The organism is Flagellimonas oceanensis (assembly GCF_003992595.1).
GTDB lineage: Bacteria > Bacteroidota > Bacteroidia > Flavobacteriales > Flavobacteriaceae > Flagellimonas > Flagellimonas oceanensis.
The window spans coordinates 219,991-235,912 of sequence record NZ_RZNA01000052.1; the positions used below are offsets into that span (position 1 = coordinate 219,991).

Here is a 15,922-nt window from a genome sequence, read left to right on the forward strand (position 1 = left end):
TTTTGATTATTGGTTCTTGGTCAAGGTTAAAAATTGTTCTTCGAGGCTTTCTTTTCGTTTCACAAGATGGGATAGCACGATTCCTTTGTCAAAGAGCATTTGGTTCAAGCTTTCGGCATCCATTTCCTCTTTTAGATAGGCTGTGAGCGTGCCATTGAAGTTCTCAATTTTTCCGAAACTGGCACTTTTCTCCAATAGTTTCTGCAGTTGATCAAGATCATTGGACCTCAATTCAAAAAAGCCATGACTCGCCAGCATACTGTCTACCGGTCCTGAATACAGGTTTTCGCCCTTACGGAGAATGATGACGTGCGAACAGACCTTTTCCACCTCGTCCAATAAGTGGGAGGCCAATAAAATGGTGGTGCCTTGACTCGCAATTTTCTTGATGATTTCCCTTATCTGATGGATTCCCTGAGGGTCCAAACCATTCGTGGGTTCATCCAAAATCAATATTTCCGGGTCGTTCAGCAAGGCCGATGCAATGGCCATACGCTGTTTCATCCCCAATGAATAGGTCTTGAACTTACTATTGCGACGATCCCACAAGCCTACCAATTCCAGTTTTTCCTGAATTTTGGTTTCAGGAACATCCTTTATTTTACAGACCAAACGCAAATTCTGGATGGCGTTCATGTAAGGATAAAAGTTGGGACGTTCTATAATGGCGCCTACTTTTTTCAAGGCTTCGTGGGTGGATGTGGTGCCATCGAACCAACTGAATTCTCCCGAAGTTCGGTTCACTACGTTGAGAATAATGCCCAAGGTTGTGGATTTACCGCTTCCGTTAGGTCCCAGAATACCGTAAACATTTCCTTTCTCAATGGTAAAGGAAAGATCTTTTACGGCTGTGAGGTACCCAAACTTTTTGGTGAGATGGCTTACATTAAGTATTGTTTCCAAAAGATGCTATCGTTTTTTGAATGGTTTATACTAACTTGACGAAGTATATTGCAATTTGTTACAAAATAATCGAATACAATGTCGGAAGAAAAGTTGATGTCGAAAAAGAAACCTGCTTACCCCATAAGCAAGGAACTGGATGAATATTTGAAATATTACAATAGAAAAATTGAGATTCCCATTCATTATGATGACCTGCTCCGGTTCTCGGGAAGCGTTGCCGTATATGATGCGAATGATGAAGATACCCTTTGGGTACGGGTGTTCTACCCTGAGTTTGATCGCGATGAAATTGACCTGGCATTAAAACGGGTGTACTCCAATTTTGTGTCGGATGGTAGCGATTCCATTTTTCAATATTTAAATGTGGATTATGTGGACTACTGCACATTTGGGAACTCAAAACCTTTCAGGATCAAGGTGCGTAACATTTTGAACGATAATTACACCCTGTTCTATGTAAAAAAGACCGATGCCTCCCGTGTTTACGGTTTGGAACTGGAACATATGCTATCCCCGTACAACCTCAATTTTGTGATTTACGAAAACACCTTGATCGAGGAGCATATAGTGGGCATACCCGGTGATGTTTTTATGAAGAAAAACCTTCCCGAATGTACGGAGTTTGACAAAGCCCAGATTGCCAAGGAATTTGTGAAGTTCAATGAGCGTTGTATGATTCGTCTCTTGGGCGATATGCGCTCCTATAACTATGTAATAGTGCCGACCCACGATTTTGACAGTGTGGTCTATAAAATCAGGGCCATAGACTTTGACCAGCAGTGTTACGAAGGTAAAATAAAGGTATACCGTCCCCAGTTCTTTAAGGAAAACAAAACCATGGTCGATTTGGTGCAGGACAAGTTGACCGTTGACTCCGTTAACCAGTACATTGTTGAAGAGCGTTCCATTATCGCCAAAAGGATTTTGAGCTGGGGCAGAAGGTTAAAACGGTTGTTGGATGTGTGTCAAATTGATACCATTGCTCCGCCAGAAAATACCGAAATGCTCAAAACCCAATTATTGGAACTTACCGGTGACATCAATTTCAGGGACAGCAAAACCATGGGTGAAGTATTGATTCACGCCTTGGATTTTGTGAAACGAAATTATGAAGACGTAAGCATGAAGCAGATTATAGACAAAAAGTTCTAACTCTTCTGCTCTTTGTTGAAATACACGAGGTAATAGTACATCTGGCGCTCTTCGTCCCATCCCTTTTCCACAAACTTTTCTGCGGATTCCGGGTTGATGAAATCCATCTTGATTTGGATATTGGTATCCAAATTGATGACATTCTTGATTTTCTTTCGGGCATCGCTCACAGCCTTGTTGGCAATGTCAAAATTGGAAACGTCCTCAATACTGTATTTTGGTCCTTTCTCTACTTTGTAGTGTTTGAACTCAGGTATAAGCTCTGGGTTCTCCATGACCTCGTTCAAGAATGAGGTCTCCTCAAAATTATCGTTTTTGGCGAAATGGTTCACAGCTCGGTTCATGAACATCACTTCTTGTTGCTTGTCCTCGGCTGGCAAAACCACATCTTTAGCGAAGTTTTGGCAGAACTTAAGGTAGTTTTTGGTGTAGAAGTTCTCATCGGTCAAAGGAAGAACGCCCAAGAAATTTTCCAACCAATATTTGGCATCGTATCGGTTACTGTCCACCGAAAGTACCTTGTAACCTTCTTCTTTACCAAGATTGAAAACGATACAACCCTTGTCCAGTTTGTTGATATTGATTCCTTGGCGAATCAAAATCTCCAAATTGTGTTCGTTTTCCTCAAACTGTAGAAAATCGTGCTTCAGTTCACTTTTAAAAATACCTACGGCATCCGTTTTTTGGTTGTCTATTACCATATCGGAAAAGTGAACCACATAAACCTCTCCGCTTTTAATATGCGGATGGTTGGACTGCTCGTACAGGTGCGTGGTTAATTTTTTGGATAACCTATGGTTGTCGGATGGATTGTCGAATATCCCAGAAACTGCGGTATATACCTCATTGAACTCCAAATCCACCTCGTGGCCAAACTTATAGTAGTTCTCCTCTTTTTCCCTGAAGGGTTTGAAAAAATACTCTTTCAGCAGACCGGACATTTCATCGTTGAGCGAAAATGGCTCTGCGGATAAAAAAGCGGATTCGTTTTTACTTTTATTGCCTACACGGTGAAGCGATATGCTTTCAATTTGGGCGTTATACAGGTTCAGCATTTTTTGGGGTGTGATTAATGGTTAAAACTTAGGTCTAATATCGTTTAGTTCCAGTTCTCGTCAAAGTCCATATCGTCATAACGATCTAGGAGGTCGTCATAATCGCCTTCGTCATCGCTTGGCTTTGCCTCAAACTGTTTTTCCGGCGGGGCATCTGGCAATTCCCCAAAAGTGAACAGCAAGTTGGGATAGACCCGGCCGTCCTCTTTATCAACAATATCGGCTAATTCCACAAAAAAGGTCCACATGCTGAAAAAGTCGTACACGTAGATCATTTTTGGATTGTCCTCGGTTAAAACATCGTCAAGGGACGTTTCGTTCATCAATCGGATATCGGAACCGCTCTCGCTCATGTCGAAAAGGGCAATTTCCTCATCTTGGTTCCATTCTTCGTCACATGTATAAAAAGAGGCCATTTCACTTCCCTCAAAACCAAAAGCTTGGGTTATGGCATTGTGGAAATCCTCCAAATTACTTTGGTCCTCAATTTCGATATCACGAAAGATATCTTCCTCAGCATCAAGTATTATCCTGATTTTATAAATCATCCATCAAATTTTAGAGTGGGCACAAAGGTACAATAAATAGACCTTATTTCGAGAACCTGTGCAGGGTAAAAGTCATGGCGGCCAAAAGGAAAAAAGCACCGATTTGATGCGCAATTCCCAGCCAGAGCGGTACCGCGTAAACCAACGTGAGCACACCCAATACAAATTGTATAAAAACCAGGGCGAGTAAGCTTTGCAATCCCTTTTCCTGTAGGGTTGTCCTTGGTGTTTTTCGCGTTCTGAACCAAATAAGGCCAATAAAGCCGACTACAATGTAAGCTAGGTACCGATGTACGAACTGAACCCCACTTTTTCCTTCAAAAAAGTTTTTGATGACAGGTTGCTGCTCTATGTAAACGGTTTCGTGAATGAGTTTACCATCGCTCATCAATGGCCAGTGGTTGTGTATGAAACCTGCATCCAATCCTGCAACAAAGGCGCCCCAAATGATTTGAAGCAATAAAAGGACAAGTCCAACTCGAATCAGGTTTCTGATGTTCTTGTTGATTTCTTTCCGCTTTGGATAGATAAGGTCCAAGGCCACCCATAAACTGTAGGCAAAAGTCAGGAATGCCGTGGTCAAGTGTGCTGCTAACCTAAAGTGGGACACATCCGGACGGTCCACCAAACCACTTTTGACCATGTACCAGCCCAAAAAGCCCTGGAATCCACCCATGAAGAGCAGAATCAAACATTTTTTGATGGTGGGCCTGTCCAATTTTTTGGTAATCAAAAAGAAAAGGAATGGTATAATGAACACAACTCCAATGAATCTTCCAATAACCCTGTGCAACCATTCCCAGAAGTAGATGTCCTTAAATTCTTCGATTCCGAAATGATAATTGAGCTTCTGGTATTCTGGATATTGCTTATAGAGTTCAAAGGCTTCTTGCCATTCCTGCTCGTTCATTGGGGGAATGGTTCCGTGAATCAATTTATAGTCGGAAATGGACAATCCCGAGTGGGTAAGACGCGTGATGCCCCCGACCAAGACCATCACAAAAATGAGAAAACACCCAGTTAACAACCAATACACTACATATTTGCTCTTTTTCATTCGGAGTGGACTTTTAGGTTCATTTTTTTGCCTTTTTCCAACATAAATTGATAGGCAGCCTCATATTCATTGGGTATTTCCCCTTCCAAAATGGCTTCTTTGATGGCGTCTTTGATGATGCCTATTTCCTTGGAGGGTTTTAAGTTGAAGGTTTCCATGATTTCTTCACCGGAAACAGGAGGTTGAAAGTTTCGGATATGGTCACGTTCTTCGACCTCTACTATTTTTTGACGAACTATTTTAAAGTTGTTCTTGTATTTTTTCTGCTTGCGGGGATTCTTGGTGGTAATATCCGCTTCACATAAGGTCATCAAGTCTTCCACAAAATCCCCAGCATCAAAAACCAATCGTCGAACTGCGGAATCGGTCACGTGATCTTCGGATAGGATGATGGGGCGTGAACTCATCAATACCATTTTCTGAACGAATTTCATTTTCTCGTTCAATGGCATCCGGAGTCTTTTAAAAAGTTTATAGACCATTTTTGCTCCCACAAACTCGTGCGCATGGAAGGTCCAACCAATCTTTTTGTGGAACTTTTTGGTGGGTGCCTTACCGATATCGTGCAATAATGCGGCCCAGCGCAACCATAGGTTGTCCGTTGTTTCCGCAATGTTGTCCACTACCTCCAGGGTATGCCAAAAGTTGTCCTTGTGACGTTGCCCCTCTATTTCTTCAATGCCTTGTAACGCTGTAAGTTCCGGTAGAATCAGGGACAACAATCCTGTTTGGTGCATCAGTTTGAAACCAAGTGATGGTTTGGAACTCATCAATATTTTGTTGAGCTCGTCCACGATACGTTCCTTGGAAACAATTTTGATGCGGTCCTTGTTCTCGGTTATCGCTTGAAGTGATTGCAGTTCAATGGTAAAATGCAATTGTGTGGCAAATCGGATGGCACGCATCATCCGCAATGGGTCATCGGAATAGGTAATGCCTGGTTCCAGTGGCGTTCGAATGATTTGCCTGTCCAAATCGTCCAAACCGTCAAAAGGGTCTAAAAGCTCCCCAAAATTGGATTGGTTCAATGCCAGGGCCATGGCGTTTATGGTAAAGTCACGACGGTTCTGATCGTCTTCCAACGTACCATCTTCCACAATGGGCTTTCGGCTATCCCGATTATAGCTTTCCTTTCGTGCACCCACAAATTCAAGCTCCAATTCCTTGTGCTTGATCATGGCCGTGCCGAAATTCTTGAACACGGAAATCTCTGGTTTGCCCTTTAGTTTGGAAGCCACTTTTTTGGCAAGTTCTATGCCGCTACCAATGGCAACAATATCAATATCCTTCGGGGTATTTCTTTTTAAAAAGTAATCCCTCACAAAACCACCGATGACATAAGCATCTACGCCCAGCTCATCTGAAGCTTCGCCAATAAGTTTAAAAATAGGATGTTGTATTGCCTCTGTATGGAATTCCTTCGCCATTGTTACTCCCGAATAACCTTCACTTGTCCGTCCGTACTCAATTTAATGATGGAGGAGGGGGAAGGGTTTATATTTTCATCGGGCAAATTTACCACATAGTCCACTCCTTTTAAAATTTCTTCATCAATATCCTTGAATTGTTTTGGGGTGGGATTGCCCGAAATATTGGCCGATGTGGATACAATGGGCTTTCTGAATTTATTGATGAGATATTGGCAGAATTTATCCGAAGCCACTCTAATGGCCAAAGTGTTGTCTTCCGCCACTAAATTGCTGGCTATGCCCATGGGGTTGTCGAATACGATGGTGGTGGGTTTTGTGGCCAAGTCCATAATATCGTAGGCGACATCGGGCACTTCTTTTATGTGGCGCTCCAACATGGCCTGATTGGACACCATACAAATTAGTGCCTTGGAATCCTCTCGCTTTTTTAAAGCGTATACTTTTTTGACCGCTTCGGGGTTTGTGGCATCGCAGCCTATGCCCCAGACCGTATCGGTAGGGTAGAGGATGAGCCCGCCTTCCTGCAGTATTTTATTGCAATTGTTGATTTCTTCGATCATTTGATTTGATTTTCTTCAAGAAAATTGATGTAGTTGTTTTTCTGCGCTTCAAAACTCCACTTGCTTTCCAGATATTTCTTTTTCTCTACTTGTCCCTGACTGATTTGCTCCAAAACCATGGAGAGTCCTTTTGCTCCATCATAAAGTATGGAATGTTTGCCAATGTCAGGGATATGGCTGAGGCCGATAGGGGAAATCAAGGTTTTCCGGTACCCAAAGGCTTGATTGTAGCACCCCATGATTTTATGCTTTGCATAATTATCCCCGATAGCATTCAATGGGATGAGAATGTAATCTGATTTTTTCAAATAGTCATGGAATACATCATTGTCCAAGAAGGAATCAAAGGTCATAAAATGCTCTTCAAGGTCATTTTTTTGGATGAATTCTAGGAATTCACTGCTTCTAGGGTCATTGGAATTGGTGCTACCCAAAATCAGAATTTTCAAATTGCTTTTTGATGGTGTTTTTTGAAGAGCCTCTGCAACAAGATAGTAGTCCCTTCTTCCAAAATCAAGTTTGCCGGGTATGCTGATCCAAACCTCTTCTTTTGGTTTTTTGAGGGTCGTTTCCTCGTAGGTTGGAAAAAAGATAGGATAAAAACGCTGCAGTTGTATCGATGTGTCTTCCAGTTCGATGGAGTTTTCTAAAAAATCATTGAGTACAAAATAGTTTTTTATGGACCTGTTGATGAGCTTTTGGGAAAAGCTGTGGTTTACTTTTTTTAGATTATGCAGAATGCCAAATAACGCGGTTCGCTTATTCAATAAAAAACCCAACAAAATCACTTCCAGCCTTGAACTTGCCGTATTGAATATGACTGTTATTATGTCTCTTTGATTTAATTGCCTTTTAAGTTTCCATGAGAACGAAATACGACTGAAGAGATTCTTTTGATGTGAACGGTCAAATGTTATCACCTCATCGGGAATATCCAAATATTCAGAAGCCCGGTCCTTTATTTGACTGCTTACGACCAAGATCTGTGAATATCCAGCGGAGTCGAGGATTTTAAGCTGCGAATACAGGCATTCATCATGATATGGGTTCAACTCGACAATTGCTACTTTCTTCATTGGGAGTTTTTGGATAAAACCAAAGGTTCTTTTTACAAAGTTATCTTTTAAATGATAGACTTTACTATTTTTGCTCAAATGAGCCCAAAGGAAAAGGAATCGCCGAAAATATCAGTAATCGTAAGCACTTATAATGCCGAGGAATGGTTGAAAAAAGTGCTTTGGGGTTTTAACTGCCAAATTTTCAAGGATTTTGAGGTGGTTATTGCTGATGATGGTTCTGGCCCGAAAACCAAGGAGCTTTTGGAGGAAATGTCCGAAAAGGTCTTTTACGATATCGTCCATGTGTGGCAAGAGGATGATGGCTTCCAAAAGTCGAGAATTTTGAACAAGGCCGTTGAGGCCTGCAATGCGGATTACATCATTATGACGGATGGTGATTGTATTCCGCGGGAAGATTTTGTCGAAGTACATTACATCAACAAAGAACCCGGTTATTTTATTTCTGGGGGATATTACATGCTCCCGATGAACATTTCCAAGATGATTACGTTGGAAGATATCGAGAATCAAAATTGTTTCAATATCCAATGGCTCAAGGAAAAAGGTATTCCCAAGACGTTCAAGAACAATAAATTAACGGCGAACGGAATTGTTTCCAAGTTGCTGAATACATTTACACCGACCAATGCCAGTTGGAACGGTCATAACTCATCAGGTTGGAAAAAGGATATTTTAAATGTGAATGGCTTTGACGAGCGCATGCAATATGGTGGCCAAGACCGTGAATTGGGCGAGCGCTTGTTCAATTTTGGGATAAAATCCAAGCAATTACGCTATAGCGCGGTGTGCGTACATCTAGATCATAAGCGAGGCTACAAAACACCGGAATCCATTGCCAAAAATCAAGCCATACGAAAGGAAACCAGGTCCAGTAAGTTAGTTTGGACGCACTACGGCATTACCAAATAATAGGCAAGTTCATTTTTCTTTTCCAAGCGTTTCAATTCCCTGAATCGCTCCAATACGCCAAGAGCATTAAGATAGCAGATGGTCCATCCCTTTTTGCCATCTAATATGCCTAAACGAAGGATGTAATGGTTAAAGAACTTCCAAAACGGTTTTACCGTCATCAAAAGGTAATTGAAGTGCTTTTCTTTGTAAAAGTCCTCTTTGGCTTTTAATTGGCCATATTTGAGCATTTTGCCTTTGTAGTCCTCGTAGTTTTTGTAGCAAAAATGGGTTAGTTTTTCCTTCAGGATCCCGGATTTGCCATCAACCACCAAGGTTTCGTGTACAATCTTACGATCGGTAAAATGCGCTTTGCTTTTTTTGAAAAGTCTATGGTTTTTATCGGTTTGCCAGCCACTGAAGTTCAAGGGTTCATTTTGGAACATGAACTTTCTGTAAAACCAATAAGCTTCATGAGCATCTGGATTATTTATAGTTTCGATGATTTCTTTTTGAAGATTTTCGGTAACCACTTCGTCGGCATCCAAAAACAAGACCCAATCGTTGCTGGCTTGCTTTAATGTAAATGACTTTTGGGCGGTAAAATTTTCAAAAGGATTCTGAATTACCTTTACTTTCGGATGGTCCAAAAGATACTCATAAGTACCATCAGTACTGAAGGAATCAACCACTAAGATTTCATCTGCAAAAGAAACGGAATCGATGCATTTTTCAATGTATCCCATTTCATTGTAGGTAATGATAAGTGCTGATAATTTTTGCTTTGGGGTGCTCAATCCAGCCATAATTTATTGGTGTAGTGTTTTGGTGTTTACAAATCTATAACAAAAAAACAGGTTAAAAATTGTCCAACTGTTTATTTTTCTTACAACAATTAAGTGTGCAATTTTCCTGCCTATTTTTTGTCAAAATCGTATAATCGATTCGTCTTATATTGTTTAGACGGGAACAAGAGAGGAGCGTTGCGTGGGATTATGGGATTTTTCTTAAAAAAATGAAATAATCAGTCAAACATCTTTTTGGTCTTGGATAAAGCAGCGCCGATTACTTGGTGCATATCATAATATTTGTATTCGGCCAGCCTCCCTCCAAAAATAGTGTTCTCCTTTTTCGCCATGTCCTGATAAGCTTTGAAAATAGCCGTATTCTTGCTATCGTTGATAGGGTAATAGGGTTCTTTTTCCGAAGAAGCTTCCAAGGGATATTCCTTGGTAATTACTGTGGTTTTTTGCTTGCCAAATTCAAAATGTTTGTGCTCTATGATTCTGGTATATGGAATTTTGGCTTCTGTGTAATTCACTACTGCATTTCCTTGATAATTGGTTGTTTCCAGTATCTCATGTTTGAAATCCAAGCTTCGATATTCAAGCTTTCCGTGGCAATAATCAAAATATTCATCAATTTTACCGGTAAAGACCACTTGTTGGGCTAAACTGGTCAAAGTTTCTTTTTCTTTGAAAAAATCAACATTGGTCCTGCACTCCACATTTTCGAGCAAACCTTCGGTTAATTTGTTGTACCCTCCAATGGGTATACCTTGATAAGCATCGTTAAAATAATTGTTATCATAGGTAAATCTCAATGGTAATCTTTTGATAATGAATGCAGGAAGTTCGTTGGTCTTTCTTCCCCATTGCTTCTCGGTATACCCTTTTATCAATTTCGTGTAAATGTCATCTCCTACCAGTTTTAAGGCCTGTTCTTCAAGGTTGGATGGATTGATATCCTGGTATTTGCTTGTCTGCTGGTCAAGAACAGCCTTAGCCTCTTCGGGTGTTTTTGTACCCCAAAGCTGATAGAAAGTGTTCATGTTGAAAGGTAAATTGTAAAGTTTCCCTTCAAAATTGGCCAATGGGGAGTTCGTGTATCGGTTAAAAGGAACAAAACTGTTCACGTAGTCCCAGATGGTTTTGTCGTTCGTGTGAAAAATATGGGCGCCATATTTATGCACATTTATTCCGTTGATGTCCTCGCAATAGGTATTGCCGCCCAGATGGTCCCGTTTGTCAATTACCAAACATTTTTTGTTGCGCTTGGTCGCTTCATGGGCAAAAACGGCTCCGTAAAGGCCTGCGCCAACAATAAGATAATCATATTCGGGGCTGCTTTTCATTGGGACAGTGTTTAATTGTTCTGGAAAATGTTTGGCCGCAATTTATGGATTAGTTGTTTGAAAAAAGATATTTTTGGAAAACAAACACTTAACCATGCAAAGCACTGACCTGTTTTATATTTCCCGAAACTATAAATTTTCCAAGAACGCCGCTTCCAAGCCCAAAATGGATTGCGAAAATGTCTTGTCCAAAGCGGGTTTTAAGAATTTGGGGTTTAAACAAAGTAACCACCCCAGTTCAGCCATAGGGGCAATCATTAGTTTTTTTGGCATTACCAAGGGATTGATTTTGTTGCCCTTTTCATCCACTCTTTGCATGCAATACCCGCTCAGTAAGTTCTTCAACTATAAAGTTGGCGTGGCCAAGCTCAAAGGGTGTAAAATAGTTTTGATTGTCCATGATGTGAAAACATTGATGGGCAAAAACAAGGATGTGGAAAAAGAAATGAAACGCTTCAACAAAGCGGATGTTCTAGTGCTTCATAACGAGGTAATGATGAAATGGTTTGCGGAAAATGGGTATAAAGGTAAAAAGGTCCCCTTATATTTATTCGATTATTTGCTCGCTCACAATCAGGAATTACCTGAAACACCTAAACATGCTGAAAAGGAGATTGTTTTTGCAGGAGGTTTAGGAATGGAAAAAAGTGCGTTTCTATATAAAGTGGATGAGTTGGGACAAAAGGATTTTACCCTAAAGCTCTACGGGAATGGTTATCAAAAGGAAAAAGTGGACGAAAATTCCACTTTAGACTATCAAGGGGTTTTTGCCCCGGATGAGGTGTTGGATAAAATGAAAGGGAATTTTGGATTGGTGTGGAACGGCAATGCCATCAAAGAGTGTGATGGAGCATTTGGCAAATACATTCAGTACAACAATCCACATAAAACATCTCTATACTTGTTGGCAGGTTTGCCTGTCATAGTCTGGGACAAAGCAGCGGTGGCCAAACTCATTGAAGAAGAACAAATAGGCTTTGCCATTTCATCTTTGGATGAATTATCAGAAAAGCTCGCTAACATTGATGATGCGACTTATTCCAAAATGGTCGCCAATGTTGATGCGATACGGCATAAAATAACGAACGGCCACTTTTTGCAAGCGGCCGTCGGTAATGCTTTATATGAATTAAATAGCTGATTACACGGCAACATTGTGCTCGCGCAAGGCATTGTTCAAAGAAGTCTTCTTGTCCGTACTTTCTTTTCGCTTACCAATAATCAAGGCACATGGTACTTGATAATCCCCAGCAGGGAATTTTTTGGTATAGCTTCCAGGTATCACAACGGACCTAGCTGGTACGCGACCTTTCAATTCCACTGGTTCATTTCCCGTCACATCAATAATTTTGGTAGATGCCGTCAAAACTACGTTGGCACCCAAAACAGCTTCTTTCTCCACTCGGACACCTTCCACAACAATACATCTGGAGCCGATAAAGGCATTGTCCTCAATGATTACGGGAGCAGCCTGCAATGGTTCCAAAACACCACCGATACCAACGCCGCCACTTAAGTGGACGTTTTTACCGATTTGCGCACAACTTCCTACTGTGGCCCAGGTATCCACCATGGTTCCTTCATCTACGTAGGCACCAATGTTTACGTAGCTTGGCATCAAAATAGTGCCTTTGGAAATATAGGCGCCGTGTCGTGCCACCGCATGGGGAACCACACGAACACCTTTTTCTTTGTAGCCTTTTTTCAAAGGAATTTTATCGTGATATTCGAAAATGCCAGCTTCCAACACTTCCATTTTTTGGATGGGGAAGTAAAGCACGACCCCTTTTTTCACCCATTCGTTTATCTGCCACCCATCTTCCGTAGGTTCCGCACATCGCAGCTCTCCTGAATCAATTAGCTTTACGACTTCGCGTATGGCGTCCTGAGTCTTTTCGTCTTCCAGTAATGCTCTATTGTCCCACGCTTTTTCAATTAGCGTTCTTAATTCTGTCATTTTTCTTAAAGTTTTGACAAAGATAAGCCCCGTGGCAGAATTATGGTGGCCATTTTTAAGCGCATAACATTTTTAAGGTTATTTTTGCCAAAAAATTATTTTGGCTAGAATTTTAGCTTTGGATTTTGGAAAGGTGCGTACCGGAATAGCGGTTACCGATGAACTGCAATTAATTGCATCTGGTTTGACCACCATGGAGACCAAAGACTTGCTGTCCTTTCTGGAAGAATACATCCAAAAGGAATCTGTGGAACGTTTTGTAGTGGGATTGCCCAAACAAATGGATAATACCGCTTCCGAGTCCGAAGTGCTCATCCAAGAGTTTTTAAAAAAGCTGAAAGCCAAGTTTCCTTCCATTCCTGTAGAGCGCCAAGATGAGCGGTTCACCTCCAAAATGGCGTTTCAGTCCATGTTGGACAGCGGAATGAAAAAGAAGAAGAGAAGGGACAAGGCCCTAGTCGATGAAATAAGTGCCACGCTCATATTGCAGGCCTATTTAAACAGATTTTGATTTATGATTTTACCCATAGTAGCTTACGGAGACCCCGTTTTGCGAAAAAAGGCGAAGGATATCACATCCGACTATCCAAAACTTGACGAGTTGATCACCAATATGTGGGAGACCATGTACAATGCCCATGGTGTTGGTTTGGCCGCCCCTCAAGTCGGACTTCCCATTCGCATGTTCATGGTGGACACCACTCCTTTTGCGGATGATGATGAATTGACAGAAGCGGAGCAGAAACAGCTCGATGGTTTCAAAAAAGTGTTCATCAATGCGACCATTGAAGAGGAAAACGGCAAGGAGTGGGATTTCAACGAAGGTTGTTTGAGTATTCCCGATATCCGTGAAGATGTAAAGCGCAAGCCCGAAATAACCATTACCTATTTGGATGAAGATTTCAAGGAGCATACCGAGACTTTTGATGGTCTGTTGGCTCGGGTAATTCAGCACGAATACGATCATATCGAAGGTGTTCTGTTCACCGACAAGCTTTCAACCCTTAAGAAACGATTGTTGAAAAGCCGATTGGAAAAGATTTCCAAAGGAAAAATAAATGTGGATTACCGAATGAGGTTTCCCAATATCAAAAAAGGACGTTAAAAAAATCGCTGTTTGCGATAAAAACATATTTTTGCGCCCATAAATTACTATTTGAATGGCATTAGAAAAGATTTTATCTATTGGAGGTAAACCAGGACTTTACAAATTATTGACCCAAACCCGAGGTGGCTTTGTTGGCGAATCCCTGTTGGATGGCAAACGTGTAACCGTTGGTTTAAGAAGCAATGTAAGCGTGTTGTCCGAAATAGCCATTTACACCTTGGAAGAGGAACTTCCTTTGCGGGAAGTCTTCCAGAAAATCAAGGAAAAAGAAGGAGGTGAAAAAACCTCCATCAGTCACAAAGCTGAAAAAATCGAATTGGAAGAGTATTTCTTCGAGGTGCTTCCCAATTATGATGAGGACCGAGTGTACGCCAGTGACATCAAGAAAATCATACAGTGGTACAACATCCTTCTCGACAACGACATCACTGACTTTGTTGAAGACGAAAAGGATGCTGAAGAACCTACTGTGTCCGCCTCAGAAGAGGAAGAATAAACACTATTCTTTTTCCCAATCCACCAATATAGTTGGGTAATAGTTGATTTGCATGGCTTCCAAATAAGCAGCCTGTGCGGCCAGGCGCTCTTTGTAATCGTCCCAGTCAAGGTGTTCGCTTAGGGACCATCCCAATTCGGCATATCCAATCAATCTTGGGAATGCCAAATATTCCAATTCGGTCCCATTGCTAATGGTTTCTGACCACAGTGGAGCTTCAATTCCGAGAATGTTCTCTTTGGCAAGTCCTTCGGCGTAGGTTTCGGGATCCCAGTTATAGCCTACATCAACTGGTATGTAGCCAGCCCATTTTAAGCCATATTCGGAAATGGAATCATATTTCATGTCCAAGTAGGCCTTTTTCGCTGGCGATATTATGATTTTGGAACCATTTTCTGAAGCTTTCAAGGCATTTTCAGCGCTGTTCCATAATTGAACTACCGAGCTAGGGTCAATATCCGCTTGTGCTATTTCGTCCCACCCGATCATTCTTTTGTTGTGCTTTTTAACCAAATCACCTACTTTTTCAACAAAAAGGATATAATCACTCTTTCTGGTAACATGGCTTTCATCCCCTCCAATATGAAAATAGGGGCCAGGTGTCATTGCGGCAATTTCGCCGATTACATCATCCAAAAAGCTGTAAACCGTATCTTTTTGTGCATCAAAGGAACTGTAGCCGACTTTCATGTCTGTGCGAACTCTTGGTGTTTCTGCCCCAGCATAATGTAAAAATGGATAGCTCAGCGATGCTGAATTGGTGTGCCCTGGCATGTCGATTTCTGGTACAATGGTTATGTGTCTGTCACCAGCGTAGGCCACAAGGTCTTTGTATTCTTCCTGTGTATAAAAACCGCCTTCGCCACCACCAACTTCGCTGGCACCACCGACCTCTGTCAGTTTCGGCCAGGACTTGATTTCAATACGCCACCCTTGATCGTCCGATAGGTGCAAGTGCAGGGTGTTGAATTTGTAATATGCCAAGGCATCGATATATTTTTTGACCTCATCCACGGTGAAAAAATGTCGGGCCACATCCAGCATGGAACTGCGGTATCCGTATTTTGGAGCATCCATGATCTTGCCCGAAGGGATCACCCATAAAGGATGGTCGGTCAACGTATCATTGCTTTTTGTTGGAATAAGCTGTTGAAGGGTCTGAATCCCCCTAAAAGCACCCGCTGCGGTTTTGGCGTTCAATAAAATGGAATCTTTTTTAATGTAAAGTTGATAGGATTCCGGCGTTTCCAAATCCACACTATCGGATTGGTTGATGTAGATCAAACGCTCCAATTTGTCTTCGGATGCTGTATTTACTCCGATATCCAGCCCGGTTTTGGATTTAATGTTCTCGGATAAAAATCGTCCTACTTTCTCAAATTCGGGGTCTGTGGTCGAAGTATAAATAGCAGTGCCGGCATCCAATCCAAAAGCACTCCCTGTGGGAATGGTTTTAATGGGTTTGGGGATTAACGGAGCACTGGCTAGGTCGGTTTTCGGAAAATTGATTTCCTCTTTTTCGGTTTGGCAAGCTGCCATGCAGATAACTGCA

General features: G+C 41.6%; 17 protein-coding genes. 6 read left to right on the top strand and 11 right to left on the bottom strand.

What is annotated here, in order from left to right; genetic code table 11:
- Nucleotides 1–6 precede the first annotated feature (6 nt).
- Nucleotides 7–903, bottom strand: coding sequence for an ABC transporter ATP-binding protein (locus EO132_RS18320; protein ID WP_127139254.1), 897 nt, complete (start codon nt 901–903; stop codon nt 7–9).
- Nucleotides 904–981: 78 nt separating this feature from the next.
- Between EO132_RS18320 and EO132_RS18325 the strand changes: the two genes are divergently transcribed.
- The gene (locus EO132_RS18325) at nt 982–2,058 is read left to right on the top strand and encodes a hypothetical protein (RefSeq protein WP_127139255.1); all 1,077 of its coding nucleotides are present in this window, start codon (nt 982–984) and stop codon (nt 2,056–2,058) included.
- On the opposite strand, the gene EO132_RS18330 is transcribed toward EO132_RS18325, so the two are convergent.
- The 6 genes from EO132_RS18330 to EO132_RS18355 are packed head-to-tail and all read right to left on the bottom strand — an operon-like array spanning nt 2,055 to nt 7,784.
- Nucleotides 2,055–3,113 carry a nucleoid-associated protein gene (locus EO132_RS18330; RefSeq protein WP_127139256.1) on the bottom strand — a complete coding sequence of 353 codons (1,059 nt, stop codon included), beginning with the start codon at nt 3,111–3,113 and terminating at the stop codon, nt 2,055–2,057. The two genes, EO132_RS18325 and EO132_RS18330, sit on opposite strands and share 4 nt — an antisense overlap.
- A 44-nt stretch (nt 3,114–3,157) precedes the next feature.
- Nucleotides 3,158–3,661, bottom strand: coding sequence for an IS1096 element passenger TnpR family protein (locus EO132_RS18335; RefSeq protein ID WP_127139257.1), 504 nt, complete (start codon nt 3,659–3,661; stop codon nt 3,158–3,160).
- A 43-nt stretch (nt 3,662–3,704) separates the two neighbouring features.
- Nucleotides 3,705–4,718 (bottom strand): COX15/CtaA family protein, encoded by a 1,014-nt coding sequence (locus tag EO132_RS18340; protein WP_127139258.1) that lies wholly within the window; start codon nt 4,716–4,718, stop codon nt 3,705–3,707.
- Nucleotides 4,715–6,145, bottom strand: a complete 1,431-nt coding sequence (locus EO132_RS18345) for a CCA tRNA nucleotidyltransferase (RefSeq protein WP_127139259.1) — start codon at nt 6,143–6,145, stop codon at nt 4,715–4,717. The genes EO132_RS18340 and EO132_RS18345 overlap by 4 nt, the downstream gene beginning before the upstream one ends.
- Before the next feature lie 2 nt (nt 6,146–6,147).
- Complete coding sequence (locus tag EO132_RS18350) at nt 6,148–6,708, bottom strand: L-threonylcarbamoyladenylate synthase (protein ID WP_127139260.1); 561 nt, start codon at nt 6,706–6,708, stop codon at nt 6,148–6,150.
- Nucleotides 6,705–7,784, bottom strand: coding sequence for a hypothetical protein (locus tag EO132_RS18355; protein WP_127139261.1), 1,080 nt, complete (start codon nt 7,782–7,784; stop codon nt 6,705–6,707). The genes EO132_RS18350 and EO132_RS18355 overlap by 4 nt, the downstream gene beginning before the upstream one ends.
- Nucleotides 7,785–7,835: 51 nt before the next feature.
- On the opposite strand from EO132_RS18355, the gene EO132_RS18360 reads away from it, so the two are divergent.
- Nucleotides 7,836–8,696 (top strand): glycosyltransferase family 2 protein, encoded by an 861-nt coding sequence (locus EO132_RS18360; protein WP_235856509.1) that lies wholly within the window; start codon nt 7,836–7,838, stop codon nt 8,694–8,696.
- Here the strand turns inward: EO132_RS18360 and EO132_RS18365 are convergent.
- Nucleotides 8,678–9,481 carry a glycosyltransferase family 2 protein gene (locus EO132_RS18365; protein WP_127139262.1) on the bottom strand — a complete coding sequence of 268 codons (804 nt, stop codon included), beginning with the start codon at nt 9,479–9,481 and terminating at the stop codon, nt 8,678–8,680. The genes EO132_RS18360 and EO132_RS18365 overlap by 19 nt on opposite strands.
- A 218-nt stretch (nt 9,482–9,699) precedes the next feature.
- A complete protein-coding gene (gene glf / locus EO132_RS18370; protein ID WP_127139263.1) occupies nt 9,700–10,809 on the bottom strand; it encodes a UDP-galactopyranose mutase in 1,110 nt (369 codons plus the stop codon).
- Nucleotides 10,810–10,903: 94 nt separating this feature from the next.
- Here glf and EO132_RS18375 point away from each other — a divergent pair, with 94 nt between their 5' ends.
- On the top strand, nt 10,904–11,950 hold the full coding sequence (locus EO132_RS18375; RefSeq protein WP_127139264.1) for a glycosyltransferase: 1,047 nt from the start codon (nt 10,904–10,906) through the stop codon (nt 11,948–11,950).
- Here the strand turns inward: EO132_RS18375 and EO132_RS18380 are convergent, their stop codons facing one another.
- Nucleotides 11,951–12,766, bottom strand: a complete 816-nt coding sequence (locus tag EO132_RS18380; protein WP_127139265.1) for a 2,3,4,5-tetrahydropyridine-2,6-dicarboxylate N-succinyltransferase — start codon at nt 12,764–12,766, stop codon at nt 11,951–11,953.
- Between the two features lie 100 nt (nt 12,767–12,866).
- Here EO132_RS18380 and ruvX point away from each other — a divergent pair, with 100 nt between their 5' ends.
- From ruvX to EO132_RS18395, 3 genes are read left to right on the top strand one after another with little or no spacing between them, the layout of a single operon-like run.
- Nucleotides 12,867–13,277, top strand: coding sequence for a Holliday junction resolvase RuvX (ruvX, locus tag EO132_RS18385; RefSeq protein WP_127139266.1), 411 nt, complete (start codon nt 12,867–12,869; stop codon nt 13,275–13,277).
- Nucleotides 13,278–13,280: 3 nt separating this feature from the next.
- A complete protein-coding gene (gene def / locus EO132_RS18390; protein WP_127139267.1) occupies nt 13,281–13,871 on the top strand; it encodes a peptide deformylase in 591 nt (196 codons plus the stop codon).
- 55 nt (nt 13,872–13,926) lie between these two features.
- Nucleotides 13,927–14,370, top strand: coding sequence for a DUF5606 family protein (locus EO132_RS18395; protein ID WP_127139268.1), 444 nt, complete (start codon nt 13,927–13,929; stop codon nt 14,368–14,370).
- A 3-nt stretch (nt 14,371–14,373) separates the two neighbouring features.
- On the opposite strand, the gene EO132_RS18400 is transcribed toward EO132_RS18395, so the two are convergent.
- Nucleotides 14,374–15,909, bottom strand: a complete 1,536-nt coding sequence (locus EO132_RS18400) for a family 20 glycosylhydrolase (RefSeq protein WP_164732389.1) — start codon at nt 15,907–15,909, stop codon at nt 14,374–14,376.
- Nucleotides 15,910–15,922 lie beyond the last annotated feature (13 nt).

What these genes read in the sequence shown, in the direction of transcription:
- EO132_RS18325 (WP_127139255.1), top strand. Translation starts at nt 982, where the DNA reads ATGTCGGAAGAAAAGTTGATGTCGAAAAAGAAACCTGCTTACCCCATA.
- EO132_RS18355 (WP_127139261.1), bottom strand. Translation starts at nt 7,784, where the DNA reads ATGAAGAAAGTAGCAATTGTCGAGTTGAACCCATATCATGATGAATGC.
- EO132_RS18395 (WP_127139268.1), top strand. Translation starts at nt 13,927, where the DNA reads ATGGCATTAGAAAAGATTTTATCTATTGGAGGTAAACCAGGACTTTAC.
- def (WP_127139267.1), top strand. Translation starts at nt 13,281, where the DNA reads ATGATTTTACCCATAGTAGCTTACGGAGACCCCGTTTTGCGAAAAAAG.
- EO132_RS18400 (WP_164732389.1), bottom strand. Translation starts at nt 15,909, where the DNA reads ATGGCAGCTTGCCAAACCGAAAAAGAGGAAATCAATTTTCCGAAAACC.
- EO132_RS18380 (WP_127139265.1), bottom strand. Translation starts at nt 12,766, where the DNA reads ATGACAGAATTAAGAACGCTAATTGAAAAAGCGTGGGACAATAGAGCA.
- EO132_RS18350 (WP_127139260.1), bottom strand. Translation starts at nt 6,708, where the DNA reads ATGATCGAAGAAATCAACAATTGCAATAAAATACTGCAGGAAGGCGGG.
- EO132_RS18330 (WP_127139256.1), bottom strand. Translation starts at nt 3,113, where the DNA reads ATGCTGAACCTGTATAACGCCCAAATTGAAAGCATATCGCTTCACCGT.
- glf (WP_127139263.1), bottom strand. Translation starts at nt 10,809, where the DNA reads ATGAAAAGCAGCCCCGAATATGATTATCTTATTGTTGGCGCAGGCCTT.
- EO132_RS18345 (WP_127139259.1), bottom strand. Translation starts at nt 6,145, where the DNA reads ATGGCGAAGGAATTCCATACAGAGGCAATACAACATCCTATTTTTAAA.
- EO132_RS18360 (WP_235856509.1), top strand. Translation starts at nt 7,836, where the DNA reads ATGATAGACTTTACTATTTTTGCTCAAATGAGCCCAAAGGAAAAGGAA.
- EO132_RS18335 (WP_127139257.1), bottom strand. Translation starts at nt 3,661, where the DNA reads ATGATTTATAAAATCAGGATAATACTTGATGCTGAGGAAGATATCTTT.
- EO132_RS18340 (WP_127139258.1), bottom strand. Translation starts at nt 4,718, where the DNA reads ATGAAAAAGAGCAAATATGTAGTGTATTGGTTGTTAACTGGGTGTTTT.
- EO132_RS18375 (WP_127139264.1), top strand. Translation starts at nt 10,904, where the DNA reads ATGCAAAGCACTGACCTGTTTTATATTTCCCGAAACTATAAATTTTCC.
- EO132_RS18365 (WP_127139262.1), bottom strand. Translation starts at nt 9,481, where the DNA reads ATGGCTGGATTGAGCACCCCAAAGCAAAAATTATCAGCACTTATCATT.